Here is a 24,472-nt window from a genome sequence, read left to right as displayed (position 1 = left end):
GGCAGGCTTGATCGCGGAGGTGGAGGAGTGCGCAACGATGGTCGAGTCGCAGGCTGGTCGATCACGGCACCGTGAGATACCTGGTGGCGATGAGGCGTTGATCGCGGCGCTCGCCGATGACGGCTTCGCGGGGCCTAAGTACCTGTTGGTCGCGTTGAGGCTCGCGGACCGCGGCTTCGACGAGATGGCGATTCGTATCCGCAGCGGCAGGATCTTTCGGGACTGTGTCGAGGTGGGCAGGCCGGTGTCTCGGTCGGAGCTGCTTGTGCGTGCCACGAGTTCGTGGGAGGTGTCGCGAGAACTCGCCTCGACGACGGTGACTGTGGCGCTGCCGTTCTTCTGGAAGTCGGCTCTGGTGGAAGGCGGCTGGCTACCCACCGGAGGGTCTTCGGTGAAGCGCTACTTCATCGGCTCGTGCGTGCTGGTCTTTCCGAACGTGTACCGGAAGTGGTGCAAGGAGTTCTGGCGATACCGACGGGAGGTTCGCTACGGACTCGTGCCTGAGGACGCGATCCTGCGCGGCGTGGCCTGGGACCCCGTCGAGGAGATGGTCTCGGTGGCGCCGTTCCGTGATCTGGTCGCTGACTTGCCCTGGGAGACCGTGCACGCGCTCAAGCTGATCGCGTTTGAAGGTCTATCCCAGCGGGACGCCGCCGAGCGGTGCGGATTGACCGTCAACGCGCTGCAGAAGCGCTTGAAGTGTCTGAGGGAAGCCTGGCGGCGTGCCGAGCGGGAGAGCCGATGACGGAGTCCGACTGGTCACGAATCGACACTGCGGCGTTGGGTGAGGCGATCGCGGCGTTTGCCGGCGTGGACACTCCTGTGCACATCGATCTGGTGGCCAAACTGGCCGCGGTGTTCGCGGACGCGCGCGAGACCGGCACCGTCGAGCACCACCATGGCGACGTCGACGATGAGACCGCGGAACTGCTCGACTTCCTCGTGCTGCTCGACAACAGTTCGCTCGGCGGTGGGCCTGGAGGAGGACTGCGGAGGACTTCGCCCGAAGTGCTGCACCAAATCATGGCTGCCGCCACGGAGGGCACGGAGACGCTGACCGCGGTGACCCGTGTGGCGACAGAGGAGGTGGCCGACAATGGTCTGACCGGACAAGCCGCGGTGCACGTGGTTCAAGCCGGTCAGCTCGGCGTGCTGAGCTTCGACCGGTTCCAACTGCCGGTCCCTGCTCAACTGCCCAGGCCGATCCGCGCATTGGTCGGTCGGCGACATGTGCTGACTTCGCTCGACAGGACGTTGGACCCGGTGGCCGAGGGACCCAAGATTGCCGTGCTCGTCGGTGCGCGTGGCAGCGGAAAGTCCACGGCCGCGATCTACTGGTTGCAGCAGCACCGTCATCGGTTCCCGGATGGACAGTTGCGGGCGGTCCTTGGCGCGTGGGCAGATCGGGCAGCGGCGCCGACGGAGGTGTTGGCCGATTTCCTTGTCTCACTGGGTATCGATCGTGCGGAGATCCCTGTGACTCTCGAGTCGCGGGCGAACTTGTTCCGCTCGCTCACCAGTGGCCGCTCGTTTCAGATCCTGCTGGACGATGCGGTGACTGCGGCACAGATCAAGTGCCTGTTGCCAGGGCCAGGACCGTCGACGGTGGTCGTGACCGGCGAGGGCGGCTTCGCGGGGTTGGCCGACTACGGGGCGACGTTCGTCGCCGTCGAGCCGATTGATGACGACATTGCCGTCGAGCTCCTTCGCGGCTATGTAGGTGAGCGGGTCAACGCTGAGCCAGATGCTCTCGACGATGTTGTCAAGTTGTGCGGCGGTCGAGTAATGGCGCTGTGCGTCGTCGGGCGAATACTGCTCGACACCCCGGACATGTCGATCCGTGAGTTGTGGGAGGAATTGCAGTCGATCGGCGTCACGCGACTGACTGTCGACGGCGAACCCGCGATCTCTGTGGCGCTCGATGCCGGCTACCGGCGCCTCACCGACCTCGCCCGGCGGTGCTACCGGCTGCTCGGACTGCACCCCGGCACGGGCGGTGTGTCGTTGGGCGCGTTGGCGGCCGTGCTGAACGTGTCCGAGCTCGCGTTGCGCCCGGTCGCGCGTGAACTAGTCCACGGCAAACGCTTGGTCGAATTGATCGACGGCCGCCTCTGCCTGAACACCTTGACGCGTGAGCACGCCCGGAGCCTCGCTGCCGAACTGGACGGTGACGAAGAGTGCGACGCGAGCAGGCGAGCATTCATCCACTGGTACACCAAGGGCGCGCTCGCCGCCGACAGCGTGCTGCAACCCTGTCGCCCCTGGATCCGCAGGCTGTTTCCGGACGAGGTCATCGACACCTCGCATCCGGCACATCAGTACGCACGCGAGTGGATGATCGGCGAACGCGTCTCGCTGCGTTCGGTTGCGGAACTCGCCGCAGATCTAGGTGAACGTGGTGCGGTGCTGCGCCTGTGCGTCGCCCAGTGGTGGTTTTTCGAGTCTCAGGCGTACGTCGACGATCTGATCGCCACGCATGATCTCGGCATCGTAGGTGCCGAGCACCTTGACCATCTCACGGCCAAAGCGCTTCTCCTCACTCAGAAGGCTCATGCGAAACGAAGGTGCGCCCGGTTCGCTGAGGCGACTGCTCTGTTCGCGGAGGCGGCGCAGCTGGCGCATGCGCAAGCCAACCTCGAACTTGAGGCGACAGCGATCGAGGGCGGAGGTCTTGCCTGGTTCGACCAGGGCGCCCTCTCCGAGGCGAAACAACTGCTGAGCCTGAACCTTCAGCTGTCTCAGAAAATCGGTGATGTCCGCAGGATGTCGTTGGCTCGCTTGCACGCCGCCAAGCCCTCCGAACCGGAGCGGGCCATACCGCTGCTGGCCGAGGCCTGGTCCGGCTTTCACCAGCTCGGTCAAACAGACCGTCACAGTCTCGCGAAGGTGCTGTACTGGCAGGGACGTAAGCTCAACGAGCTAGGTGACCACGCCGATGCCCGAGAGCATCTCGAACGCGCTCTCGCGATGATGGTCGAGCTCGGCCGGGATGCGGATCGAGCCCAGGTTCTCGACGCTCTTGGTGACGTGCTCGCCGTGGAGAACAGCCCGGACTCGGTCCAGCACCACCTGCAGGCAGCACGAATCTACGAGGATACCGGGATGCTCCTCTCCGCAGCGGAGTTGTGGCGAAAGGCCGGTCGACGCGAATCATGACTGAGCCTTTTCATCCTGCGGTGGCCTCGTAGTTCTGTAGGACGTGGATGGCTTTGGCGAGTCGGCCGGCGCGACGGGGGCAGCAGCGGAGTTTGCGCAGGATGCGCCAGGTCTTGAGCTGGGCGTTGGCGCGTTCGCCGGGTCCGCGCAGGCGGGCGTGGGCGCGGTTGGCGTCCTTCTGCGACTCGGGTTTGTTGCGGCCCTTGTAGGGGGTGATCACGTGGTGGCCGGTCTGGTCGTAGCCGTGATAGCCCTTGTCTCCCAAGGCGATCAGCCCGGCCTGGCGCAGGGCGGCGAGGATGTTCCAGATCCGGGCGGCGGCGGTGTCGTGGGTACTGCCCGGCAGGTCACCGGACACCCACAGGATCGTGCCGTCCGGGGAGGCGATCACCTGCAGGTTCACCCCATGCATCCTGTGTTTGCCGGAGTAGAACGGGCGGTCGGCGGCGATCCGGTCGATCGGGATGAGCGTGCCGTCGATCACCAGGTAAGCCAGGCCCTGCCGTTTCGCCTTCCGCAGCGCCTGTCGTAGCTTCGGGGATCGTTGGGCCAGCAGCTCGACGGTCTCGTTGACATAGCGCCAGCACGTCGTGGTGGACACCGCGAACCCGGCGCCGATATCGGCGAACGGCTCGCCTTTGCGCAAGTACACCAGTACCAGCAGAGCCTGCTGTCCTGGGTCGAGCTTGCGCCACACCGACCCCAACTGCTTGCGGTGAGCGCGGACCAGGCCGGACAGGAAGGTCAGGGTCTGATGTGACAACGGCAGCGCGGCACGATAGAACAACACGTGAAGCCCCTGGGCGTGGAACGATCTTGGTCGAGCGTTCTCCTACCAGGGGCTTCGCCGTGTCCAGGCACCGACAGGCCGACTATCGCCGGTTGTGATCGACATCCCTTGCGCGCCAACGCATCCAGATCAGGATGAAAAAGGCTCACTGCAGTGTGGCGAACAGAGGCCGTGTGCAAGGCTCGGAGGACAGCGTCGTCGTGTCCCGCCGGGCAACAGGATCCTGTGTTGTGTTGTACGCATGACCATCCTTAATGGAGCATTGGCTGTCAGCAGTGGGAGTGGGAGCCAAATGGGAGGATCCAACGTGCGGCAACGGTTCCGGACGGCGTCGAACGGCGATCAACGGCACTGGAATGACCTGCAGTTTCAGTGTTTCCGCTGGTGGCGCACTTGATCGGGCGGCCCTGGGGGTCAAGGGGTCGCAGGTTCAAATCCTGTCGTCCCGACGGTCTGAAACAGCCCGCTGATTCTGGGTGAAAGCCCAGGTCAGCGGGTTTTTTCGTGCGTTCTTTTCGATCTTGAAGCGACTGTCCACAATGGTCTGTACTGATCGGTAACCCGGTCTGTGGGAGGATTTTGGGAGGATCGGTTTGCGCAGGGCGAAATGTGGTCGCGTTGCCTAAAACGAATCGTGTCCTCCGTTCGGGTGTTCTTCCTGGCTGTGGTTGGCGTGCGGCGGAATTGCTCAAGCGGCACTGCCTGGCGATCTCGTAGATCGTGCGCGGTGGGTGGTGCCGATCGCTGATCCTCGGGCTGCGGTCCTCTGGGGTGGTATTCCGGCGCGTGTCTGGACAGGGCTCGCGAGGGTTGGACGGGCATGCTTCGGTAGCGAGCCCGTGCCCCGCAGGGGTAGCGCTGCGGGGCACCGTCGTGTCGGCTGGGGTTTGGAGGCTCGGCAGTATCCGCGCAGGTTCGAATCCTCGGCGGGAGCACCAAAGAATGGGAACAGGGTCGACCAGCGGATTCAGAGCGGGTGCTTGGTCGTACAGGCCAGGTTCGCCTTGTAGCGGTTGGACGGTGCTCAGGTCCGATAGCAGGTGGATGTCGTACCGGTGGTGTCACAGCAACACGTCGCGGATGACCGCCACCGTACTGATGTCGGCTGCGGTGCAAGGGATGCAGCGAATCTTCAGGGCATCCGCTGGGCCGTCTGGATCAATTTGCCCAACTCGTCGACGGTGGGCGCGCCGAGTGTGTCGACGAACCTCTGGACCAGCTTGCCGATCGCGTCGTATGCCTCTGTATGGTCATGGCCGACTCGATCCACTGCGGCCAGCCCCATTCGCCAATAACCGTCGAGCGAGCCGTCCAGCGGCATCTGGAAGGTCGACAGCACGTTCCGCACACTCGTGATCGCGCGGTCACCGCTGCGGCTCAGTGCGTCCTCGACCAGCCTGGAATAGAACGCGAAGTGCCGTGCCTCGTCCTTGGCCAGTCTGCCGAGCAGTTCCCGCAGGAGCGGCTCGGTGACCACTCGCTGGTAGCGCTGGTAGAACAGCTGTGTAGCTTTCTCCTGCAGAAATGTGTAGACGAACAACTCCAACGGTTCCTGGTAGGGAAGTGACCACGGTGTCATCCCCACCCGCGCCAGTTCCTCGGTCAGCTCCTTCTCACCAGACAGGCCCGCACGGATCTGATAGGTCGTGAGCGCGCTCGCGTGCCGCTCCTCGTCGTTGCCCCAGGCGAGCAGGAACCGGAAGTACTCCCGGTTCCGCTGGTAGGTGGCCAGATCGAGATCACCGGTCGTGGGAAACGCCGACAGCGAGAAAGTCAGGTAGTCGGGAATGTGATCCTCAACGAAGGTGAGGAACCGCACGATCGTCCTGTCGTCGTCGGTCAGCCGCTCCGGCTCCAGCCGGGACCAATCCAGGTCCTCGACCTCCCACGGGCGCACCCTGGTCACCTTCTGACGGGCCTCGCGCAGCACGTCGGACATCACACCTCCCAGGTGCCCAGTCGTGACTTCTCAGCGACCAGCGCGTAGTGCTTGGCCGTGTAGCCGAACGCGGTCGCACCGATCTCGAAGTACCGCAGAAACCGGTCTGCCGTTCCTGCGACAGCGGTGTCGATGCCGTCGCGGTTCCGCTCGACCGCACTCGTCCAGTCAGCCAGGGTCTGAACGTAATGACCGGTGAGGTCGGAGACGTTGACGATGCTCAGTGAGGCGCTCTCGGCGGCCGCGACGAGCTCCGCGAGCGGCACCATCTCGCCATACCCGAAGATGTCTTCGCCGACATAGCGAAATCCCGGACTGGTCCGGTACTCGGCGAAGATCCGCTGGTTACGAAAGCAGCTCTCAGACAGGTAGAGCCTGCCGCGCGGCCGAAGCAGTCCGGACACCGCCACCAGCACGTCCTCACGGTCGGGCATGTGCACGATCGAACCGAGCATGGTGACGGCGTCGAACTTCTCACCTGTGAGGTCAAGCGCCGTGAACCTACCCTGCCGAACCTCGACCCGGTCGGCGACTCCCAGCTCACCAGCGCGCCGCAGGACGTACTCGCACTGCGGAGCTGAGGGGCTGACCGCGACGACGTCGATGCCCTTGGCCGCCGCGGCCAGCGTCAGACTGCCCCAGCCGCATCCGATGTCAAGCAACCGCGCCCCGGAGGAGACGCGAAGGCAATCGTCCAGCACCCAGTCGAGCTTGGCGCGCTGGGCCTGCTCCAGGGTTGCGTTCGGCTCGACGTAGAGCCCGCTGCTGTACTTCATGGAGCTGTCCAGGAACGCCGCGAACACCTCGACCGGCAGCTCGTAGTGGGCGTTCGTCGCCTCGACGGCGACATCGGGCTCGACCGTCATTCGGTCGCCTCCACGAGCAGATCGGCAAGATCGCCGACTGTGCGGATGGAGAAGAGCCGTTCGTCCTCGAACTCGATCCCGAACTGGCGCTCAAGCTTGGCGCTCATCCGGAAGAGACGGATCGAGTCGGCGCCGGGCAGGTCGCGAAGGACGTCGGTCGCCTGAATCGTGTGCCCGTCCAGCGGCAGCTCGGCACACAATTGCTTGAGGACGTCGCTCAGTGCGTCGTCGGGTGTCATCCGTGGCTTCTCCTCTTCTCGATTCCAGTCAGGTACGCCGCCCACTCCGCATGCTCGGCAACTCCCGGCACGACCAGTCCGTTCAGATGCTCGGCACGGATCGGGGTGAAGGTGCCCGTGCTGACAGCGCACAACTCGCCGTCGAGGGTGCTCATTTCGGCCTCGGCGGCGAACGCCTCTGTCCAGGTATCAGTGATCCTGGCAGTGACGAGATGCCTGGTACCGGTCCGCACAGGCAGCAGAAACCTCGTTCGCAGCAACGTGGAAACCGTCAGCACACCACGTTCCATCAGCACGAGGTTGGCCATCAGGTCGTCGGTCGCTGTGCCAACCAGGCCGCCGTGCGCGATGCCGGGGTACGAGCAGTGGCCATCCGCGAAAACGACCTCGCACTCCGCTTGGTCGACCCCAGTGCGTCGTGGACTCAACCGCAGGCCACCCGGACTGTTCGGAGCACAGCCGAAACAGCGGAACCAGTCCTCGTCCCGCAACGGCATCTCCCGACTCAGGACGTACTCCCGATCAAGGTCCTGGCCTGGCCGCGTTGCCACTTGCCGCTGGTAGTGCGCGGAATTCTGCCCCTGTCGACCAGTTCGATCCGCACGTTGTCCAGACTGAGCTCGGTCCGGATCGTTGCGCTGATCCGGTCGGAGACACCGTCGCGTTCGGCGGCCGACCGGTTCGCCACCTCTGCGATCACGACCAGCTCCTCACCGTGGCCCGCGACGGCCACGCACCTTCGCCGGTAGATACCTGGCACTTCACGCGCGACTGCCTCGACATCGGTTGCGAAGAAGTTCTCGCCCTTGACGATGATCATGTCCTTGATCCGGCCGACCACGTACAACTCGCCGTCATACCGGAAGCCGAGATCGCCGGTGCGCAACCTGCCTCCCTGGAACAGGTTTTCGTCAGGCTCGTCGTAGCCGTCGGAGACGCCAGGACCGGATATCTGGATTTCGCCCACGGCGCCGGCCCCCAGCACCTCGCCGTCCGGGGTGACCACCTCGACCGAGATCCCGTGGACCGGGCGCCCGACGGAGACAACGGGCATCGCGGCCTGGTCGTCCGGATGGACCGGGCACACCACACCGGCGCCGAGCTTCTCCCGGTTCACCAACAGCGTTCTGGGGGCATCGCCGGGTTCTGGAAAGCTGATGGCCAGCGTTGCCTCGGCCATCCCGTAGACCGGGTACATCACATGCCGTCCCGCCACGGCTGTCGCGAACCGGTCGGTGAAGGCGGCGACGGTCGTCGCCGAGACCGGCTCGGCACCGTTGAAGGCCAGCCGCCACCGGCTCAGGTCGAGCGAGGAGACAGTCTCCTCGTCGACCGCAGCGAGGATCAGGTCGTATGCGAAGTTCGGGCCGCTCATGATCGTGCCGCCCTGCTTCGCGAAATACTCGAGGAACCGAGCCGGCCGGCGGATGAACGCCGCCGGGTTCCACGTGTGGGTGGCGGCACCGGACAGAAGACACGCCAGCCAGCCGAACAAGCCCATGTCGTGGAAGTGCGGCACCCAATGCACCAACACGTCGTCCGGGGTGATCCGCGCAGAGACCGAGATCGACCGCAGCCCGGCCAGGATGTTCCGGTGCCGCAGGACGACGCCCTTCGGCTGGGAGGTGCTGCCCGACGTGTACTGGATGATCGCCACATCATCGGGACCCGGCGTAGGCAAGTCGCTCGCGTTTTCCGCCGGGATCGGTCCGGTGGGCAGGTCCAGCACGATCACCTCTGGCAGCTGTGATCGCACCAGATTCGCAAGCCATCGCTGGTCGGAGTCGGCGAGCAGAAACCGCATGCCGCCAGCGCGGACCAGGCTCGTCAGCCTTCCGCCCGCCCGCTCGGCGTCTCGCATCACTGGCGGCGTCGGCAGCACGCTCACCGCTGCACCGGCGGCGGTGACGCCGAAGATGCCAGTCAGAACCTGAGAACCTGTCGAGCACAACATCCCGACCACGTCACCTGGTCGCACACCGTTCTGTCTCAATTGAGTCGCGAAGGCGACCGCCTGGGTGTGGACCTCGGCGAGGGTCACGTGTTCGGGACTGCCGGGAAACACCACCGCGGTGTCCGGGGCCAGCTCCGCGCAACGACGCAGCGCCTCGATCAGCGAGGGTGCCGCGAACGGATTCGGTGAACGCATCATCGTTCCCCCTGTGCACTCACCTCGAAGGAGTTCTTTAGGCAAACCTTAGGCAGGTCAAACTTGTCGGCACAGTAAAGTGGCTGAAAGGGTCGAAAGTCGAAGTAAAACGAGCAATTCACCAGGGGGTTGATATCCCTGTACCTGTGTGATGCGGCGGCGCCTGGGGGAAATCGCACTGGATCGACGCGTCCGGGCTTTCCGTGTGGTACGCATTCAGGGCGCCCGCAGGCGCGGAAGGGCTGGCTCTCCTGTGAACTACGGCAGTGCGCTGTCGAGCGACGGCACGATGGTCAGGTATCAGATGTGGGGCCGCGGTGCGCCATTCGTCGTGGTACCAGGAACCCTGACCCCTTCGAACGCCTATCGAGGCCTCGTCCGGCAACTCGCCGAGCGGCATGCTGTCGTGGTGTTGGAGCGCCGCGGTTACGGCGTGACCGAATCGGGTCCCAGTCCCTTCCATTTCAGCCAGCAGGTCGACGACCTCTTGGCCGTTCTGAACTCGTTGCCGACCCCGGCTGCACTCTTCGGGCACTCGTTCGGCGGTCTCATCAGTCTCGCGGCCGCCCTGGCCGACCAGCACGCGGTCAGCGAGCTGCACCTGTACGAGCCGCCCGTGGCTCTGCTTGGTGATGCGCTGACTCCACTGCTGAACCGATGCCGGCGGGCCATCGACGACGGTCGGCCGGATGCTGCGATCAGAGCGGCATTGTCCGTCAGCGGATCGCCATCGACCAGTCCGGCGGATGTGAGCGTCGAGGTTGTCGAACGGCTTGCGCTACTCCTGCCTGGCCTGATCCTCGACCTCGAGTGCGTCGTCGCAATGCGAATGCCGATCAGTTACTGGGAAGGCTTCTCGCGCCCGCTGACGTTGCTGCGCGGAGAGCTCACCGTCGGCGACTACCGTCGCGGCATCGATCTGCTCAGGGCCCTGTACCCGAAGGCGCGCTGCGAGATACTGTGCGGACAGGCTCATCTGCCGAGCGATATGAGCCTGCTCGTGCCACTTCTGACCAGTCGTACCTGATGTTTCACACCATGTCGGCACATGTTCGCGACGCGTGAAAAATGGGTCTGCCATGGTTTCCGTGAACTGCCAGGTTGCGGTGTCGGTCGGCGAGCAGGATGCGCTTGCGCAGCAGATTTGGCTTGGCCCGTCCGTACATCTGCGTTTGCGCATCTCGCTGCGAATTCACGTGTCTGTTCCGTGCCGGGTTTGATGGAGACCATCAAGCCCCTGGACATCGCGAAGGACGTGGCCTGCGGATGACACAGCCCACTACGACGCTCGACCTGGAAGTGGAGTTCGGTCACAGCCAGGTCTACATCTACTCAGTGGCTCCGTGGGAGTCCGACCCCGACGGGTACAACGCGGTGCTCCGTGCTTTGGATGACGCGCATCAGTCCGGCCGATTCGTAGGCGTCTCGGATGGGCTGATCGACTTCCTGACCGCCGCCGAGTGGAACTTCAACGCGCCGATGCGGGTGGAGACGTGGGCGGCTGATCCACCCTCCGACGATGAGAACTGGGACCACGTGGTTGACGTCGATCTCGACGTCCCGAACGGCTGGTTGATGTTCGAGGGCTCCGGCGGACGCCCGCCGATCCCGTGCGAGGTTCCGCCAGGTCAGTACCGGGCCAGGTTGTCCGGACGAGGCTATGAGGAGGCCAAGGCGGGCGCCGAAGGGCTCGACTCATACCGGCTACAGCTTTGGCCCCGTGACCAGGACACGCCCCCAGCCCTGTTGAAGCGGTGGCCTGGGTTTGAAGCCTGGGGTTAGTCGGCCTGGTCCCCTGGAGGCCGGAGGACGTCGTCCTCCGGCCGGGGGAGACTCAGCGGCTGGTGGCGCGGGACCCAACGGGCCTGATGGCCAGTTCAGGCCCCTGAGCTGCAACAACAGAGTTCTCATGCTGTGTAGTCAGGTCCACTTGTAGGCAGAACCCGTCTGATCGAGTGATTTCCGCTGGTCAGACGGGTTTCTTGCTGTTATGGGCAGATCATGGGTGATCGCCTGTCGATCGTCTTGCGGTGACCCTGTGGAGCAGTTCCGGAGCAGGATTCTTCGGCTTGATCGCGTCCGGTCTGGATCTCGGTGTTCGTGGTGCCCCGTTGACCAACGGTGTGAGGGGCAGTGGATCGGTTCTGCGGCAAGCAGTCCGGTGACGTGACGTTCGGTTGGTCATGGTGCTGTTGGGGTGCGCTTCGACGTTGAGGCCTGCTTCGTGCCATGGCGCTGCAGATCGTTGAGGAGTCACAGTCAAAGGCGAGAAAGCTCAAAACCATCCGAACCGCGCGCTCCGCAGATCAGACGAGTACTTCCTCGGGGTGCGACAGCTTCTCACTCTCCAGGTATCAGAGCCTCCACTCGGCTTGGGCGATCCAGATTCACCCACCAACCTTGCGTCTTCCTTAGGCCTAGGTCTCATTTTTGTTATACGTGTTGAAACTCACCGGCCAGTGAAGTGTCCTGCATTACATGTCTATGACCTCAGCCACGACGACGTCGTTGGCGTCGGACAGTGATTTGCTCTCCGGTGTGGAGACGGCCGGGACTGTAAAACGAGCGGTGTAACTCCCGATCATGGAAGTGCACTTGATGACCGACATGATGTCTGGCGTGGAGAACGCCGAGGACTCGAAGCCCGCGACCGGCCTGGATGGCCTGGATGAGCAGCTCGTCGCGCAGCTGCTGAGCAGCGCGAAGGCCAGTGGGCTGAAGCTGACCGGTGAGGGCGGGATGCTGCAGCAGCTGACCAAGCTGGTGCTGGAGTCCGCGCTCGAGGGTGAGATCACCGACCATCTCGGCTATGACAAGCACGACCCGGCCGGCCGCGGGACGGGCAACTCACGTAACGGCACCCGGTCCAAGACCGTGCTCACCGATGCCGGCCCAGTCGAGATCGATGTGCCCCGCGACCGCGACGCCAGCTTCGAGCCCAAGATCGTCGCCAAGCGGCAGAGGCGTCTGGGCGGCGTGGACGAGATGGTGATCTCGTTGGCCGCCAAGGGTTTGACCACTGGAGAGATCTCCGCGCATCTGGCGGAGGTCTATGGCGCGGAGGTGTCGCGGCAGACCATCTCCACGATCACTGACAAGGTGATCGAGGGCATGGTCGAGTGGCAGAACCGGCCGCTGGACGCGGTGTATCCGGTGATCTTCATCGACGCGATCCACGTCAAGATCCGTGACGGTCAGGTGGCCAACCGGCCGATCTACGTCGCGCTTGCGGTCACCTGCGAGGGCCGCCGTGACATTCTCGGGTTGTGGGCCGGCGATGGCGGCGAGGGCGCCAAATACTGGTTGCACGTTCTGACTGAGCTCTAGAACCGGGGCGTGGCCGACGTGCTGATGGTGGTCTGTGACGGGCTGACCGGGCTGCCGGACGCGATCACCACGGTCTGGCCGCAGACGATCACCCAGACTTGCGTGGTTCACTTGCTGCGCAACAGTTTCCGTTACGCGGGCCGTCAGCACTGGGACGCGATCGCGAAGGCTCTCAAGCCGGTTTATACCGCGCCGACCGAGGCCGCGGCCCGCGAGCGGTTCGCCGAGTTCACCGACGCGTGGGGCGCCCGCTATCCGGCGATCGTGCGGTTGTGGGACAACGCCTGGGCGGAGTTCGTGCCGTTTCTGGCGTTCGATCCGGAGATCCGGCGGGTGATCTGCTCGACCAACGCGATCGAGAGCGTCAACGCCCGCATCCGCCGCGCGGTGAAGGCCCGTGGCCACTTCCCGAACGAGCAGGCAGCGCTCAAGTGCGTCTACATGGCGATCATGAGCCTGGATCCGACCGGCACCGGCCGCAAACGCTGGACGATGCGGTGGAAACCCGCCCTGAACGCGTTCGAGATCGCCTTCGACGGCCGCCTGGCCGCCGGACGCAAGTAGTTTCCTTCAACCCGAGTTACACCGCTCGTTTGACACACCCCACGATCGACGCGGCTGCGGTCAGCTGAAGACGACCGAGTACCCGGCGGGCAGCGTGACCCTTTCACCGTGACGTAGAACCGGTCGGTGAAGGTCTCGGGTTCGTCCGTGCGAGGCGAACGCTCGGTGAGGGCGGTCCGGATGCCGGTGCTGGCGAGGGTGCGGCTGAACAGTGCCGGTAATCCACGTAAGCCGAGTTGCGGTCGATGTGGTGTTTCACGGACGCGCGGTGGTGTTGGAACGCGCGCATCACCTCGACGGGTGGTCGGTGTGGCATCACGGTGTGAACTCCGCGCGTCTGGCTGACGGGTGTGGGCAAGGTGGTGACCGAGCACCTGCCGATTCTTCAGGAGGACGAAACGATGTCCCGTTTGAACGCCCGCCATGCCGCGTTGACCGCCTTGGCCGCCGTCGCGCTGTTTGCTTCGGTGACCACCGGCGCCGCGACGGCCGAACCTCACGAGTACCTGATCGTCCCGGTTCACAGTCAAAAGTGCCTCGACGTTCTGGACGTGGATCCCGGTGACGACGCCGACATCGTCCAGTGGACTTGTGACGGGCGGGTGAGTCAGCGCTTCTCCGCCGCGCCCTCCGATGACGGCACCTGGTCGTTCTGGTCTCAAGCGACTGGCAGATGCCTTCAGGCAGCGCCCGTGACCCAGGAGGGCGGTGACGTCCTCCAGCGCACCTGCGACGGCGGCACCGTCCAGCGGTGGAGGGTCGAAGGCGAAGGGGCGTACGGATATCAGCTTGTGTCCGACCACACCGGACAGTGCTTGGAGGTGGAGTACGCGTCCCACGATGACGGCGCCGAGGTCCGCCAGTACCCGTGCCACGGTCAGACCAACCAGCGCTTCTCGTTCGACGGCGTCCCCGCGTAGCGTGAGATCCGGCCGGCGGGCTTGGGCAGTGGCGGAGTTGCGCTGAACACCATCGGCGGGGTGCTGAGTTGCCCGTCGGCCGTACCACGGCCTCTCGATGCGGCCGAGGCATCAACGCCTTGTAACCAGGCCGGCACGGTGACGGCGTGATCTCGGACGGCGAGTCGTCTGCACAGCGGATGACCCATGCAGGTCAGCACGGTCGCATATCAACGCCCCGTCTGAACGCGCTGTCGTCGACACCGCGCACGCCGACAACGGTGTCTTGGGGTCATCCTCGCCGGGCACCGTTGCGGACGACCTCGTCGTGGGAACCAGCACCCGTTCAGACGATCGACACGATCGTCGCGCGATGTCGAGCAGGTCCGGGAGTTGCCGCTCGGCGTCACTGCGAACTGCGACTCGCGGCCACCACCGCGGCGACGAGCAGCGCTCGCCGCCGCGGTTGCCCCGGACGCAGGACGGCAATTCAACGTGAGGCGCGTGGTGCGCCTCTCCGCGTGCACACCGCTGTCAGATCGTGGAAGACGTGGCCGCCGTATGCGCCGACATCCGCCGGTCGGCCTGCGCCGGGAACACCGTCAGCAGTGGTTCACCTGCAGGCTGTGCGCTTAAAAGTGCAGCAGAGCGGTGCCTCCCCCACGAAGGGCATCACTCCATTGGGCGGCGGTGAAATGTCCGACGTCCCTGCGAACGACAGACAGGCGGCCTCTGAACTCCGGCCGCGCATTGGCTCTGTCGGTTGACCATGGCCGAGCGGTGTGCCCTGGCGGCAGCGTGGTCTGCGTAGGCCCGGCAGTCCGACGATGTCGGCGGTGGAGTCCTGGGACTGCGACGGGGGCAGCGTAAACGGCTGCGATGTCGAACGTGGCGGCACCGATTCGGACCTGGCCCTGCATGGCATCACGATCTTGACGAGATCAGCGGCGTCGGCCGGTCCGAGGGTGTGGGCCGCGAACCGGAACCGTATGGACGGCTTCACTGCTTCATTCTTTCAGTCTATCGTCTTGAGGGCCATTCGGCCCTACGCTGAGGTATGTCCGGGGTAAACGGCAAATGACGACACCCGTCGAATTCGGATGCGGTCTCCGCTCTGCTTCATGAGCGGCTACCCGCCGACAATCGAAGCGCTCCGGCATGCGATACGGCGACAGGATCTCGCCTTGCCGCAATAACAAGAAGGGTTTTGCGTGCTCCGCACGCATTGTGAGGATCGATTTCGGGAAAGAGGGGAACAGTGATGCGCTCTCGCACGTCCTTGACCGTCGTCGGCGCCGTCGTGGCGCTCGCCGCGTCAGCGGTGCTCGCTCAAAGCGGCGCCAGCGTGGCCCAGCCGCCGGTGCAGGTCGACCGGGGAGTCGAGCACCTGGGTACCCAGGTGGACCTGCCGGCCGGTGCCTGGACGGACACGCCTTTGGAGGTCAAGCTTCCCCGGGCGGGGGTGTACGCGCTGGACGCCGACGTCCGGGGACGCCTGTCCGGCATCCCGTCCGTCAACACCTACATCAGCGCCAGGCTGTGGAACGACACGTCCGACACCGTCGTGCCGGACAGCGAACGGTTGGTCAACCAGATCATCGACCACAACACAGGTGACGCCCTGACCGGCAGCAACCAGACCGCCCCCATCAGCGAGTTGATCCGGGTGAACGGGCCGACGACCATCCGGCTGCAGGCCCGGCGGGTCGATGCCGTCGGGTCGGCTACCGTCGCCCAGATCTACTCCGATGGCGCCGGGCACACGTCGCTCCGCTTCGAACGGGTCTCCCGCTGACCGGCAGATCTACTGACAGGCAGGTGGCCCGTCCGCGTAGCGCGCCGCGGCCGGGCCACCCGGTCCGTGGACGCGTCACCTATTCGGCGCGGGTGGGTGGGTTGGTGTGCGTGATGGTCTGGCCATTCTGCGTGATGTACAGAAGGTCGGCGGCGGCACTGGCCGGTGTGACCGTTCCTGCGGTGAGCAGGTTGGCGATGAACAGGGCGCCAACCGTGATGTCGATCCTGCGCATGTCCCCTCCTCGGGGCCGTGGCCTTCGACCTCTGTCGGACGGTAGTAGGTCCATCGCCGGCTGGTCGCCGATTGTCCGGCCATACGAATGGCGCATACCGGTGCACTGACCGGACCACTGCTCGTACTGAGAGTATTCAGAAAGATACCTAACGTGTCCCCGCTAATACCCGACGGTGTCGGGTGAGGTGTTCAATAATGGGTAAAGCTCCTCGGAAAAGGTCACGAGCGACCACATCTCGCCAACTCGTGGTCAGTCTATCTCCGACGGGTGACCACTTCCGAGGGAGTGTGATGTCCAGTATTGACTGCATGGATGCGAGATTCTGCTCGTCGTTCATCAGCTCACCGCCAACAATCTCCGTTCATTCTCTGCAGGTCATGGATTCGATTCACGCGCTCGATCTTCTCATGCCGTTTCGCGGTGACTCCCTTGCCGGATTACCGGACATGGTCGCGCACAGCGATGCGGCTTCCTGATCATCCCTCGCAGCACCGGCCGACCAGCCGGCACACCCGCTTCCACTCGAAAGGCCGTCATGAGCGAGACGACACGTCGTGACCTTCTCCGATTCACCGCCGCGGCCGCCGTGGTCGGTGTCACCGGGGCTGCCTCCGGCGGCTTGGCGCCGTCCGAGGCGGTCGCGGACCCGAGCTCCCCGGCAGCCGAGGGACAGGACAGGGCCTTCCTGGCACAGAGCCCGGACGACATCCGGGGCCTGAAGTGGCGCGGGGCGCAGCTCACGCCGCCACCCAACCCGACGCTGACGGCGAGATTCGACACGCGAGGCCTGCCGTACGCGACGGCGGCGTTCTCGCTGGCCAACAACAACCTCGACACCGTGGCGCTGAGGGTCGCGAACATGGGCGACCTGCCCGACGGCACCACCAGGCGGCAACGCGACGACGAGGTCATCAAGCTGCTGCGGGAACTGCACCGCCAAGGGGTCAGGGCCTACCTGTTCAAGCGCCAGTGGTTCCAGCGCAGCGGCGTCATCATCAGCTACCAGCGTCCGTTCACCGAGGCCGGCGCGGACGAGTTCATCGACGACATGAGCAGGCTGGTCAACCGTGCCCGACAGGAGGGCATCGCCGGTGCGCTGCACGGCGTGGCCGCGATCGAGACGAACCTGAACAACTGCGCCGAACTACGGGAACGCGCCCTCTACGTCGCCCGCGGCATCAACGCCCGCACCGACAACTGGCTGAGGTCCCGCACGCTGCTGATGCCCGGCGCGGGCATGGGGTCGTACTTCAAGGGCATCCACAACGGCGGCGAGGCCTGGCTGACCCAGCTGCGGGCCCAGACCGGTCACTTCGCCCTGATCTACAAGCACATGCGCAGCCAGGAGAACGGTCTGTGCCGGTTGGAGAGCCTCAACGGGCAGTGGGACCAGGCAGTCGGCTGGGACTCCGCCAGGACTCCCGACCAGCAGATCGCGTTCCTGCGCACCACGATGGGCCTGTCCGACCTGGAGTGGTACTTCCGCACCCACCGGGCCGAGTACCCCAACCACACCCACGTGGTGTTCTGGGGCGACCAGGGCGACGGCGTCGCTGGCCTGTCCGCCCGCGACGGCCAGCCACAGTGGAACTACAACACGATGCGCGCCCTGCACCGGCTGCTGGTCAAGGCAAACCGCTGGCACGGCTACTTCTTCAACTTCCCCTTCACCCGCGAGGGCGCCACCGGACAAGACCTCTGGCGGTACCTGATCACCGTCGCCGGCGACGGCAGCAACACCCGCAGGAAGAACGGGGCCCCCAACCGCTCCGGCACCCACCGGGTCTGGGACGAGTGGCACATGTGGCCGCAGGAGAACGCGGCGTACTGACCGACCTGCCGGACCCGCGTGGAGGAGATGTGGTCGACATGAGAGCGAAGAACGTCCTGCACACCAGCCTCGTGATGGCGAGTCTGGTGGCGGCCGGCGCGGTCGCACCGGCCGCCGCCACACCGCAGGCCCTTCCAGCCACGGGTGACGTCGCGGTGCACGACCGGGCCGCGGACGTGTACTGGAGAGGCTCCTGGGCCGCCGCGCAGCAGCCGCGCAACCCCAACGTCCCCGGTTGGTCGCAACGCGGCTTCACCGACCAGTCGCTGCGACAGGTCATCCGCATCAGCTCCGGCGGCACCCACGTGCGCATCCGCCTGTCCAACCTCTACGGCGACACCCCGCTGCCGGTCACCGGCGCCACGATCGCCCGCACCGAAGCCGGTGCGGCGCTGCAACGCGGCTCCCAGCGCCACCTCACCTTCGGTGGCCGGCAGACGGCACAGATCCCGGTCGGGACGGAACTGGACAGCGACCCGCTGCTGATGCGCACCACACCGCTGGAACAGCTGACCGTGACGCTGTACTTCGCCCGCCACACCGGCCGCGCGACCTACCACAGCCGGGCGACCGCGACCAGCTACCTGGCCAACGGCGACCACCGCGTCGACCCCGCCGCTACCGCGTTCACCGGCAGATCGGGCTCCTGGTACTTCCTCACCCGCCTGGACGTTCGAAGCGACCGGGCACGCCCGCCCGACGGCATCGTCGCCCTGGGCGACTCCATCACCGACGGCTACGGCTCCACCCCCAACGCCAACAACCGCTACCCCGACGAACTCGCCGAACGCCTGGCGCGCAACAACACCCCACGCCCGGTCCTCAACGTCGGCATCAGCGCCAACCGAGTGCTCAGCGACTCACCCTGCGGCGGCGAGTCCGCCATCGCCCGGTTCCGGCGCAACGTGGCCACCCAACCCGGCGTGCGCACGCTCATCGTGCTCGAAGGCATTAACGATATCCGCTCCCAAGGCGGCACAACCGGCTGCGCACAGGGGGCGCCGGTGATCACCGCGCAACAGTTGATCGACGGCCACCGATACCTGATCAAATGGGCCCGAGAGCGCGGGCTCACCGCGATCGGCGCCACCCTCCCACCGTGCGGCTGCGTCGGCGGCAACGAAGCCATGCGCACCGAACTCAACCGCTGGATGCGCACCACCGCGGGCACGGCCGGCGGCTACGACGCCGTGGCCGACGCCGACACCGCACTGGCCGACCCGGCCAATCCCCGAGCACTGCGCCCCGCATACGACAGCGGCGACGGCCTGCACCCCAACAACGCCGGCTACCGTCGCATCGCCGACACCATCCCCCTCACCAGACTGTGACAATCACCGGCCATACCGCCGACCGGTTCGGTCGTAGCCGGCTCTTCGTTGATCGACAGCGCCCTTGACCCCCGTCCTGCCGACCGTGGGGCAGCACCGTCACATCCGCGACCTGGTCAGAGGGTGACGGACAGCAGGCCCGCGCCGAGCCTGCGCAACGCGGTTTCACCCGTTGTACGAGCAATGCGACCGTATGACCCATCCAAACGACATCACCGGAGGAACGCTGTGACAGAACTGCGCTCGGTGACGTCGCCTGCCCTTGCCGAGCGTTCCGGGTTCCGGTGCGGGGAGTTCCCGTTCCTGCCGCACGTGGCGGATGTCGCCGAAAGGTTCCAGCAGGGCCCTTCCGGTATCGGGACCTCGGCGGCTCACCTCGCCCGGACCTTCGGCCCGGCCGGGACGGCGTCGACGCGGGACGAGCTGCACTGTCCTCCCGCGCTGCGCCATGACCCGGCTCTCGAGCGCGCCGTCAACGACGGCCTTGTCGAGTGGGCCGGGCAGGTGGGGATCTTCCCGGGACGGCTGGACCTGCTGCGCGAGATGAACTTCGGCCGGCTGATCACGCTGACGTACGTCGACACCGACGACTACGACCGGCTGCTCGCGGTCGCCCGGATGACGCTGGCCTGGTGGACCGCGGACGACTACTACTGCGACGACGCGTCGCTGGGCTCGGTGCCGGCGCTGCTCGGTTCGCGCCTGGCCGTCGCCTACACGGCGACCGATCCGGTGGCCATGCCGGAGCGATACACCGCCGGCCTGGACGACGCCGTCGATCGCGAGCCCGTGTTGGCGGCTCACCGCTCCGCCTGGCGCGAGCTGTCGCGGTACACCACACCCGTGCAGGCGGAGAGGATCCGGCACGAAGCCGCCACGCTGTTCCTCGGCTACGAGCAGGAGGCGTCCTGGCGCCACGAGAACCGGTTGCCCTCGGTGTGGGAGTACCTGCTGAACCGGGCGGTCAACAGCTTCCGCCCCAACCTGGGGATGATCGACGCGGTCGCGGGGTACGAGGTGCCCGCCCCCGAGTTCGCCGATCCGCGGGTGCGGCGTGTGATGAACCTGGCCGGCACCGCGAGCGTTCTCGTCAACGACCTGTACTCCATGGCCAAGGAACGCTCCTCCCCAGGCCTGGACTTCGACCTCCCCGCCGTGATCACGGCCGAAGAGGGATGCACCCACGAGGACGCCGTCCAGCGCAGCATCCGGATCCACAACGACCTCGTGCACGCTTACGAGCGGGAGGCGGCAGCCCTCACCCTGACCGGATCACCCGCCCTAGGCCGATTCCTCGCGGGGATGTGGGCCTGGCTCGGCGGCAACCGGGAATGGCACGCCACCACCGCCCGGTACGGCAACCAGAGCTCCGTGGACTGAGCAGTGCTGCGGCGATAGCTACGTCAAGCGCATCTGCCACTCCGTTGCTGGTGCGCCCTGGGCGCGACACCCATCACCGTGACTACTGCCGGAGTTGCTTCTCTGGCGGACTTGGGTGCTGCTGAGCTCGGGAGGCGCTTGCGGCGCTCGAGGACAGCTGCCGTTCGGGGATCTCGGGATCGCGGCCCACGCGAGGGCAACCGAGCGCGACTTGCAGTAGGCATGCGCTGCATCGTGGCAGTCAACTCCCTGAGATGCCTGGCGCTGTTCACGGTCGGAGCCAGCTTGAGCCACTCGAGGAAGAGGCCGAGCAGACGCCCGCCAACTTCGAGGTCGTGGAGAAGCTCAAGGACGAGCTGCCGGCCCTGTGGAGAGCGTTGAGTCTCTACGCCCAGGGGCGAGGTCGTCGAGGCCTCCAACACGGCGTTGCTGGAGGCCGCCGATTCCCTGAGGAAGATCATCGAGGCCGTTCACGGCCACCGGATTACGCCCAAGGGGGAGGGAGAACCGCGTCCGGAGTCCCGGCCGCCAGCCCGGAGCCTTGTTCGCAGCCGCGAAGGCGATCAACGGCTTGATGCCCCTGGCGCGCACCAGGTCGCGGTACTTGTCGTTGGTTGTAGCTGCGGTTGGCGTACGGCTTCTCAGGACGGAACCGTGGCCGGCCGTGCTTGCCGCGCACCGGCGGGATCTGGTCGATCAGCGGCATCAGCTGAGGTGACGTCGTTGCGGTCGCCGCCGGTGAGCGACACGGTCGGTGGGAAGCCGTGTCCTTCGGTGATCAGGTGGGTTCGAGCCCGTTGGCGCGGTCGACCGGGCTCGCACCCGGTTTGGGCCGCCCTTCAGGGCTCGGACGTCCGAGCCGTCGATCACCGCCCACGACCAGTCCAGCGCGCCCGCGGCGTTGAGCTCGGCGAGCAGGTGTTCGTGCAGCCGTTGCCACACCTCGGCCTGGTGCCGGTGCCGGGGCAACCTCAACGCCCGCCGGGCACGAGCAGGATGGGCGGGTCACGTGTACCAGGTGGGTTCGGGCAACTCGTCCAGCAGTGCGTAGCGGCCGACCTCGGCGCGTTTGTGGGCGATGGGGTCGTGCAGGCTGTGGGTGCGGATGTTGCGCCAGTAGATGTCCAGGCCGACGGTGTTGGCGGTGGCGCGGGCGCCGGTGACGTCGAAGACGCGGGTGCCGATCTCCAGGCCGGTGTCGATGGCGCGTTGCTTGGCTGCGGCGATGACGACCGCAGCTTCGCCGCGTTGGCGTTCGGTGACGGTGCCGGGGTGGGCGTTGATCGCCTCGATCAGCGCGGCGGCGCGGTCGGCCAGGGCTTCGGCGGCCCACAGCTTGGACTGGAGGTCGCCGTAGGTATCCAGGACGTGGAACTCCTGTACTGCGGTCTTCTTGATGTCGACGGCGTAGGGCCAGGGGCGGGTCCGGTCGCGGGTGTAAGCGGCGGCCGTGGTGAGGGCGCCCTTGGCGATGCCGAGGTAGAAGTTGGTGAACACCAACTGAATCAGCGGCACGTTGAGGCTGTTGTAGACCCGCGGCCGGAACTGCTTGTCGACATAACCCAAGGCATCCGACCAGGGTGCGCGCACGCCACGGATTTCGACACTGCCGCTCTCGGTGAGCCGCTGGCCGAGGTTGTCCCAGTCGTCGTTGAACACGATGGCGTCCTGGCGGGACGGGACGATGGCGAAGACGTGCTTGTCGGTGCTTTCCAGCACGCCCTCCAGAACCGTGACGTCGGAGACCTTGCTGCCGGTGGAGAAGGACTTGCGGCCGGTGAAGACAAGCTCGTCGCCCTCGTCGACGACGGCCAGGTCGTTGTCGCGTGGATTGACCGCGCCACCGAAGAACCAGCGTTCACGGGTGGCCTGTTGCTCCACGGCGGCGACCTGTTCGGGGGTGGCGATCAGGCGAGCGGTCCAGAACCACAGGTAGTGGTAGCCCAAGAGCTGGCCGATGGAGCCGTCGCCCACGGCGACCTCTCGGACGATCCGGTAGGCGGTGGTCCAGTCCTGCCCGCCACCACCGTGCTCGACCGGACCGAGCAGGGTGACCAGCCCCGAGTCCTTGAGCAACCCCACTTCGGCGTACGGCGTGGCCCCGACTCGGTCGCGGGCGACGGCGTCGGCGGCAAGCACGACCGCCACCTCCCGGGCGCGGTCGAGCCACTCGTCGGCAGTGGTCACGGCGGTGGTCCAGGTGTGCTGCGCGGAGGCGGTCACAAACGGGCTCCTATCACGTGTGCGGGCTACGGCATGTCCTTCGTATCGAGGACACCGGCGACGCGACAGGACCCAAGTGGTGAAAAGATATTCCCGTTCCACGCGAAAGCACACCGATACGACTTCGTCCTTCGGCGACGGAACACCCAGGCACGGTCTTTCGCTGCAAGCAGTTCTCACGGATGCCGGAACGCCGCTGTCGCTTGCGTCGCGTGTCGGCAACTGCTCGGCAGTGTGGTTGGGCGAAGGTCGGTCAGCCGATGAAGGTGATTGTCAGGGGGCCGCTGACAGTGCCGACTCCGGTGGTCAGGCAGGCCAGGGGATCGGGGTTCACGAAGACGACCGTCTGCGCGAACCGGGCGCCCGCGAACAGGCCGGCCGTCACGGTTCCCTGCGTGGCGACGATCGTCTGTCCCAGGGTGCGGGTGGCGGTGGTATCACCGGTGGTGGTGCTGGTCGCGCCGCTGTTCCAGGTGATCTGCTGGGTGACGGTGGACGAGCCGCTGAGCAGGCAGCTGGCCTGTGCCGTGGTGGCGACGGCTGCGGTTCCGGCCGTTACCGGCCCACCGTTACAACTGCTGTAGGTCACGTCCGCGTCGATGTCGGTTGTCTGCGTGCTCATGGTGAGCGGCGGGGCGTAGGTCTGCGTGGATTGGCCCACGCAGGTCACCAAGGTGGCCGCGGCCTGCGCGGGCACCGGAAAGGCCGCTGTGGCGACGAGCGCGACCGCAATGACCAAGAGTCTGCGAAGCATCGGATTCTCCTAATCGGAACACGGCACCTTTACCCGTAGTCAGTTCATTGGACCCGCTGAACCGGAATTCGACAAGGGTGAATCGGACACGGCAATCCCATCCGCATGGACCAGCATTATGCGCTTGACCGCCACTGTGCGTAGAAAAATAGGTTGCCGGTTCTTCCGGCCCGAACGCCACGACCAGCATCGGGCGACGCGTCGGCGAGGACGGCGTCGAACAGGGCGGGAAACTTGCCGTCGTGGTCGCGGATCAGGAATCGCGCGTGTTAGCCCTCGTCTTCGAGATCCATGACGAGGTTTCTGGCGGCTTGGGTGACCCAGGACGCGGTCGGGTGCGCGGTAGTGCCCAGGACCCTGATTCGGCGGCTGGCGTGCTCGATGACCGCGAGCACGTACAGGCGGGTGCCGCTCAACGTAGAGGTCTCGAACGAAGTCGCAGGCCAGTAGAGCATCGGCCTGTGAGCGGAAGAAGGCCGCCAGGCCGTCGTGGTGCGCTGGGGCGCCGGGTCGATTCCGGCGTCTTTGAGGATCTGCCAGACGGTGGAGGCTGCGACCTTGAAGCCGAGCACGAGGAGTTCGCCGTGGACCCGGCGGTAGCCCCAGGCGGGATTCTCCCGTGCCAGGCGCAGCACCAGGAGCCGGATCGAGCGGATGGTCCGTGGACGGCCGAGCCGCTTGGGGCGGGATCTGATCGCGTGGCGGCGTTTGATGAAGTCCTGGTGCCACCGAAGCACTGTCTCCGGGCGCACCAGTAGACGGAGCCGACGAAGCGCATCGACCGGAAGTCGGTGCAGCAGTGCCGCGAGGAACGCTCGGTCGCCGGGGGAGAACCGTGGACGGGCGTTACCCAGTTGGCGTTCCACGACCGTGATCCGGTGCTGTAACGCCAGGATTTCCGTGTCCTTGCCCCAGTCGCTCATGGGCAGCAGGCACAGCAAGGCGAACGCGTTGGTCACCCGAGGTAGGCCAGTCGGAGCAGCACAGCGGG

The 24,472-nt window shown here is 65.9% G+C and carries 19 protein-coding genes and 1 pseudogene; 10 read left to right on the top strand and 10 right to left on the bottom strand.

Annotation, left to right across the window (positions count from 1 at the left end):
* The first annotated feature begins 7 nt into the window (after positions 1-7).
* Together ACRSBM_RS27865 and ACRSBM_RS27860 are read left to right on the top strand one after the other, a co-directional pair.
* Entirely contained in the window at positions 8-745 is a 738-nt protein-coding gene (locus tag ACRSBM_RS27865; protein ID WP_434447583.1) for a hypothetical protein, read from the top strand.
* Positions 742-3,156 (top strand): tetratricopeptide repeat protein, encoded by a 2,415-nt coding sequence (locus ACRSBM_RS27860; RefSeq protein ID WP_434447581.1) that lies wholly within the window; start codon positions 742-744, stop codon positions 3,154-3,156. Before ACRSBM_RS27865 ends, ACRSBM_RS27860 begins: the two co-directional genes overlap by 4 nt.
* Positions 3,157-3,166: 10 nt before the next feature.
* On the opposite strand, the gene ACRSBM_RS27855 is transcribed toward ACRSBM_RS27860, so the two are convergent.
* From ACRSBM_RS27855 to ACRSBM_RS27830, 6 genes are all read right to left on the bottom strand, one after another.
* On the bottom strand, positions 3,167-3,946 hold the full coding sequence (locus tag ACRSBM_RS27855; protein ID WP_434447580.1) for a transposase family protein: 780 nt from the start codon (positions 3,944-3,946) through the stop codon (positions 3,167-3,169).
* Positions 3,947-5,078: 1,132 nt separating this feature from the next.
* A complete protein-coding gene (locus ACRSBM_RS27850) occupies positions 5,079-5,885 on the bottom strand; it encodes an acyl-ACP desaturase (RefSeq protein WP_434447579.1) in 807 nt (268 codons plus the stop codon).
* Positions 5,885-6,751, bottom strand: coding sequence for an SAM-dependent methyltransferase (locus tag ACRSBM_RS27845; protein ID WP_434447578.1), 867 nt, complete (start codon positions 6,749-6,751; stop codon positions 5,885-5,887). The genes ACRSBM_RS27850 and ACRSBM_RS27845 overlap by 1 nt, the downstream gene beginning before the upstream one ends.
* Entirely contained in the window at positions 6,748-6,990 is a 243-nt protein-coding gene (locus ACRSBM_RS27840) for an acyl carrier protein (RefSeq protein WP_434447576.1), read from the bottom strand. The genes ACRSBM_RS27845 and ACRSBM_RS27840 overlap by 4 nt, the downstream gene beginning before the upstream one ends.
* A complete protein-coding gene (locus ACRSBM_RS27835) occupies positions 6,987-7,481 on the bottom strand; it encodes a PaaI family thioesterase (RefSeq protein ID WP_434447574.1) in 495 nt (164 codons plus the stop codon). Before ACRSBM_RS27835 ends, ACRSBM_RS27840 begins: the two co-directional genes overlap by 4 nt.
* A 14-nt stretch (positions 7,482-7,495) precedes the next feature.
* A complete protein-coding gene (locus ACRSBM_RS27830; RefSeq protein ID WP_434447572.1) occupies positions 7,496-9,139 on the bottom strand; it encodes an AMP-binding protein in 1,644 nt (547 codons plus the stop codon).
* Between the two features lie 253 nt (positions 9,140-9,392).
* Between ACRSBM_RS27830 and ACRSBM_RS27825 the strand changes: the two genes are divergently transcribed.
* The 5 genes and pseudogenes from ACRSBM_RS27825 to ACRSBM_RS27805 all read left to right on the top strand — a co-directional run bounded on the left by ACRSBM_RS27825 (position 9,393) and on the right by ACRSBM_RS27805 (position 15,724).
* Positions 9,393-10,166: an alpha/beta fold hydrolase gene (locus ACRSBM_RS27825; protein ID WP_434447570.1), complete on the top strand. Its 774-nt coding sequence runs from the start codon at positions 9,393-9,395 to the stop codon at positions 10,164-10,166.
* 239 nt (positions 10,167-10,405) lie between these two features.
* Positions 10,406-10,921: a hypothetical protein gene (locus ACRSBM_RS27820; RefSeq protein ID WP_434447568.1), complete on the top strand. Its 516-nt coding sequence runs from the start codon at positions 10,406-10,408 to the stop codon at positions 10,919-10,921.
* Positions 10,922-11,746: 825 nt separating this feature from the next.
* Positions 11,747-13,030: pseudogene (locus tag ACRSBM_RS27815) on the top strand (IS256 family transposase).
* A 350-nt stretch (positions 13,031-13,380) separates the two neighbouring features.
* Complete coding sequence (locus ACRSBM_RS27810) at positions 13,381-13,950, top strand: RICIN domain-containing protein (protein WP_434447567.1); 570 nt, start codon at positions 13,381-13,383, stop codon at positions 13,948-13,950.
* Between the two features lie 1,240 nt (positions 13,951-15,190).
* On the top strand, positions 15,191-15,724 hold the full coding sequence (locus ACRSBM_RS27805; protein WP_434447565.1) for a hypothetical protein: 534 nt from the start codon (positions 15,191-15,193) through the stop codon (positions 15,722-15,724).
* A 79-nt stretch (positions 15,725-15,803) separates the two neighbouring features.
* Here the strand turns inward: ACRSBM_RS27805 and ACRSBM_RS27800 are convergent, their stop codons facing one another.
* The gene (locus ACRSBM_RS27800; protein ID WP_434447563.1) at positions 15,804-15,959 is read right to left on the bottom strand and encodes a hypothetical protein; all 156 of its coding nucleotides are present in this window, start codon (positions 15,957-15,959) and stop codon (positions 15,804-15,806) included.
* A 538-nt stretch (positions 15,960-16,497) separates the two neighbouring features.
* Between ACRSBM_RS27800 and ACRSBM_RS27795 the strand changes: the two genes are divergently transcribed.
* The 3 genes from ACRSBM_RS27795 to ACRSBM_RS27785 all read left to right on the top strand — a co-directional run bounded on the left by ACRSBM_RS27795 (position 16,498) and on the right by ACRSBM_RS27785 (position 20,504).
* A complete protein-coding gene (locus ACRSBM_RS27795) occupies positions 16,498-17,793 on the top strand; it encodes a twin-arginine translocation signal domain-containing protein (protein ID WP_434447562.1) in 1,296 nt (431 codons plus the stop codon).
* 38 nt (positions 17,794-17,831) lie between these two features.
* Positions 17,832-19,124, top strand: coding sequence for an SGNH/GDSL hydrolase family protein (locus tag ACRSBM_RS27790; RefSeq protein ID WP_434447560.1), 1,293 nt, complete (start codon positions 17,832-17,834; stop codon positions 19,122-19,124).
* Between the two features lie 228 nt (positions 19,125-19,352).
* The gene (locus ACRSBM_RS27785; protein ID WP_434447558.1) at positions 19,353-20,504 is read left to right on the top strand and encodes a family 2 encapsulin nanocompartment cargo protein terpene cyclase; all 1,152 of its coding nucleotides are present in this window, start codon (positions 19,353-19,355) and stop codon (positions 20,502-20,504) included.
* A 1,005-nt stretch (positions 20,505-21,509) separates the two neighbouring features.
* Here the strand turns inward: ACRSBM_RS27785 and ACRSBM_RS27780 are convergent.
* The 3 genes from ACRSBM_RS27780 to ACRSBM_RS27770 form a co-directional block, all read right to left on the bottom strand.
* The gene (locus ACRSBM_RS27780) at positions 21,510-22,727 is read right to left on the bottom strand and encodes an acyl-CoA dehydrogenase family protein (protein ID WP_434447556.1); all 1,218 of its coding nucleotides are present in this window, start codon (positions 22,725-22,727) and stop codon (positions 21,510-21,512) included.
* Positions 22,728-22,980: 253 nt separating this feature from the next.
* Positions 22,981-23,481: a hypothetical protein gene (locus ACRSBM_RS27775; RefSeq protein WP_434447554.1), complete on the bottom strand. Its 501-nt coding sequence runs from the start codon at positions 23,479-23,481 to the stop codon at positions 22,981-22,983.
* Between the two features lie 269 nt (positions 23,482-23,750).
* The gene (locus tag ACRSBM_RS27770) at positions 23,751-24,422 is read right to left on the bottom strand and encodes a hypothetical protein (RefSeq protein WP_434447552.1); all 672 of its coding nucleotides are present in this window, start codon (positions 24,420-24,422) and stop codon (positions 23,751-23,753) included.
* Positions 24,423-24,472 lie beyond the last annotated feature (50 nt).

The organism is Lentzea xerophila, from assembly GCF_051094245.1.
Taxonomy (GTDB): domain Bacteria; phylum Actinomycetota; class Actinomycetes; order Mycobacteriales; family Pseudonocardiaceae; genus Lentzea; species Lentzea xerophila.
This window is presented reverse-complemented; position numbering and strand designations above follow the sequence as displayed.

Bases quoted from the DNA above. Each gene is read 5' to 3' on its own strand.
- ACRSBM_RS27820 (WP_434447568.1), top strand. From the start codon at position 10,406: ATGACACAGCCCACTACGACGCTCGACCTGGAAGTGGAGTTCGGTCAC.
- ACRSBM_RS27850 (WP_434447579.1), bottom strand. From the start codon at position 5,885: ATGTCCGACGTGCTGCGCGAGGCCCGTCAGAAGGTGACCAGGGTGCGC.
- ACRSBM_RS27795 (WP_434447562.1), top strand. From the start codon at position 16,498: ATGAGCGAGACGACACGTCGTGACCTTCTCCGATTCACCGCCGCGGCC.
- ACRSBM_RS27860 (WP_434447581.1), top strand. From the start codon at position 742: ATGACGGAGTCCGACTGGTCACGAATCGACACTGCGGCGTTGGGTGAG.
- ACRSBM_RS27790 (WP_434447560.1), top strand. From the start codon at position 17,832: ATGAGAGCGAAGAACGTCCTGCACACCAGCCTCGTGATGGCGAGTCTG.
- ACRSBM_RS27830 (WP_434447572.1), bottom strand. From the start codon at position 9,139: ATGCGTTCACCGAATCCGTTCGCGGCACCCTCGCTGATCGAGGCGCTG.
- ACRSBM_RS27800 (WP_434447563.1), bottom strand. From the start codon at position 15,959: ATGCGCAGGATCGACATCACGGTTGGCGCCCTGTTCATCGCCAACCTG.
- ACRSBM_RS27805 (WP_434447565.1), top strand. From the start codon at position 15,191: ATGCGCTCTCGCACGTCCTTGACCGTCGTCGGCGCCGTCGTGGCGCTC.
- ACRSBM_RS27775 (WP_434447554.1), bottom strand. From the start codon at position 23,481: ATGCTTCGCAGACTCTTGGTCATTGCGGTCGCGCTCGTCGCCACAGCG.
- ACRSBM_RS27840 (WP_434447576.1), bottom strand. From the start codon at position 6,990: ATGACACCCGACGACGCACTGAGCGACGTCCTCAAGCAATTGTGTGCC.
- ACRSBM_RS27845 (WP_434447578.1), bottom strand. From the start codon at position 6,751: ATGACGGTCGAGCCCGATGTCGCCGTCGAGGCGACGAACGCCCACTAC.